Below are 2,675 nucleotides of genomic sequence, written 5' to 3' on the forward strand. Positions count from 1 at the left end.
CCTGAAAATGCCTTGCAGCGCCGGTCGATTTGCCCTTGGCATGGGGCCGCAAGCTGTTAGCCTGCCCTTGGTTTCAACGAAAGGCGCAGGCATGTCTCCCACCCTCCAAACCGTCCCCGCCCGGCGCGGCAAAGCCACGCGCCTGAGCGCCGGAGAGGCCATTCGCATCGTCAACTCCCATGGCGCGCAGGTGGTGGATACCTGGGCCTTCAGCGCCGATGATATGAGCGAATTCATGTCAATGGAGCATATACGCCCCACCTTGGGCCGCATCTTTCCCACGGCAGGCGACGCGCTTGTGACCAACCGCCGCCGTCCGATCCTCATGTTCGAAGAAGACAGCTCAATGGGCCGCCACGACACGCTGATCGCCGCCTGCGACGATTACCGCTACGGGCTTTTGGGCTGCACCGACTATCACGACAATTGCACCGACAACCTGCACGCCGCCCTGCGCCAATTGGGCCTCAGCAGTCCCGAGACACCCAGCCCGCTGAACCTGTGGATGAATATCCCCGTCGATCCCGCGGGGCACACCTCTTGGGGCACACCCCTTAGCAAACCGGGCGATTATGTCGTGCTGCGCGCGGTGATGGATTGCGTGGTGGCAATGTCGGCCTGCCCGCAAGACATCCTGCCGATCAACGGTGCCGCCTGCGTGCCCACCGAGGCACATTTCGAGATATTGGGGCGCTAACGACCGTTTGACCCTCGACCAGGGTTCAGCCTGTCAGACCCATTCAGCGCAGCAAGACCACCGGCACCTTGCACGACCGCACCATCTCGGTCGTGGTTGAGCCGATGATCAGGCTGCGGATGCGGCTGTGGCCATAGGCCCCCATCACCACCATGTCGAAACCCGCCTCCTCCACCAGCTTGCCAAGCGCGGTTTCGGGCTGTCCGGCGATCACGCCAGTCTCGGCCACGATCCCCGCCGCTCCCAACAGCGCACGGGCATCCTCCAGCCCTTTCTTGACCTCCGGCGTGGCCGTGCCCACCGTCACCACATGCACCCTCAGCCCGGCAAAGAGCGGGCTGCGCGCGATGTGATCCACCGCTTTCATCGCCGAGGTGCCGCCATCATAGGCCAGCAACACCTTCTCGATGGGCCGAAAGGCGCGGGCTGCGACAACCACCGGCTTGTGACAGGCGCGCACAATCCGCTCGAGGTTTGATCCCAGATGCCCCTTGGCGAAATCCGCCGCCTCGCCGCGCTTGCCGATCAGGATCACGCGCGCCTCATGCTCGACCTCGGCAACTGTCTCGACGATATCGCCATGGCGCAACCGCGTTGTGATCTCCCTCACCCCCGCCGCCTCCAAGAGGGCGCGCGCATCCTCCAGAATGGCCCGACCCCGGTGCGCCACCAGCTTGGCGCGCTGTGCGTCCAAGGCTGCCAGTTCCTCGAGCAGCGCCGTGCGCGCACCCAGCCGGATCGACCCCGAGAGGTCAGAGGTCTCCGCCCCCTCGCGCCGCCCCAACACATGCAAGAGCTCCACCGGCGCACCGGTGCGCCCAGAAATCCACGCCGCATGTTCGCAAACCGAGGCCGAATAGATCGAGCCATCGACCAAGGCGATGATCTTGTCTGTCATGTCTCTCTCCTCCCTCAATGCGCCATCAGCTTGTCGATGGCCCCCGGCTTGTCATGTTCCGCCAGCTTGTCCACGATGGTCTCGGAGGCGGCGTTCATGCCCCGGATTTCCACTTCGGCCCCGTCGCGGCGGAATTTCAATACCGCCATGTCGAGTGCCTGCACCGAGGAAATATCCCAGATATGCGCCGCACTCACGTCGATCACGACCTTCTCAAGCGCCTCCCTGAAGTCAAAGGCATTCATGAAATCCTCGACCGAGCCATAGAAAAGCTGCCCCTCGACCCGGTAGGTGCGTTCGCGCCCATCCTTGGAAATCTCGCTCGTAACCCGGAAAAGCTGCGCGATCTTGCCGGCAAAGAAGATGCCCGACAAGAGCACCCCCACCAACACGCCAATGGCGAGGTTGTGGGTATAGACCACCGTCACCACCGTCGCGATCATCACGATCGAGGACGAGCGCGGATGCTTGCGCAGGTTCCTGATCGACGACCAGGAAAACGTGCCGATCGAGACCATGATCATAATCGCCACCAGCGCCGCCATCGGAATGAGGCTGACGACATCGCCCAAGCCCACCACAAGGATCAGCAGGAACAGACCCGCCACAAAACTCGACAGCCGCCCGCGCCCGCCGGATTTGACGTTGATGATCGACTGCCCGATCATCGCACAGCCCGCCATGCCACCGATGAATCCGGTGGCGCTATTGGCAATCCCCTGCCCGATCATTTCTTGGCTGCGGTTCGATTTCGTGTCGGTCAGATCATCGACGATGTTCTGTGTCATCAGACTCTCGAGCAGCCCAACGACCGCCACCGCCACCGAATAAGGCAGGATGATCATCAGCGTCTCAAATGTGAGCGGAATGTCGGGGATCAGGAACACCGGCAGCGTATCGGGCAGCGCGCCCATATCGCCCACCGTGCGCACATCTAGGCCAAGCGCGAGCGTCAACGCTGTCAGCACGATGATTGTCACCAGCGGCGAGGGCACAGCCTTGGTCAGAAGCGGGAAGAGGTAAATGATCCCCAGCCCCGCCGCGACCAGAACATAGGTGATCCATGACACCGCTCTTGGG

At 62.7% G+C, this 2,675-nt stretch carries 3 protein-coding genes; 1 reads left to right on the forward strand and 2 read right to left on the reverse strand.

Annotated elements, in window-relative coordinates; translation table 11 throughout:
- Positions 1-91 precede the first annotated feature (91 nt).
- The gene (locus KBT70_RS04555) at positions 92-697 is read left to right on the forward strand and encodes an urea carboxylase-associated family protein (protein WP_296629321.1); all 606 of its coding nucleotides are present in this window, start codon (positions 92-94) and stop codon (positions 695-697) included.
- Between the two features lie 43 nt (positions 698-740).
- Here the strand turns inward: KBT70_RS04555 and KBT70_RS04560 are convergent, their stop codons facing one another.
- Together KBT70_RS04560 and KBT70_RS04565 are read right to left on the reverse strand one after the other, a co-directional pair.
- Positions 741-1,595 carry a universal stress protein gene (locus tag KBT70_RS04560; RefSeq protein WP_296629324.1) on the reverse strand — a complete coding sequence of 285 codons (855 nt, stop codon included), beginning with the start codon at positions 1,593-1,595 and terminating at the stop codon, positions 741-743.
- A gap of 14 nt (positions 1,596-1,609) precedes the next feature.
- Positions 1,610-2,675, reverse strand: a 1,066-nt coding sequence (locus KBT70_RS04565; RefSeq protein WP_296629327.1) for a SulP family inorganic anion transporter, incomplete at its 5' end; no start/stop codon positions are given.

The sequence above is a fragment of the Roseovarius sp. genome (assembly GCF_018066915.1).
Lineage (GTDB): Bacteria > Pseudomonadota > Alphaproteobacteria > Rhodobacterales > Rhodobacteraceae > Roseovarius.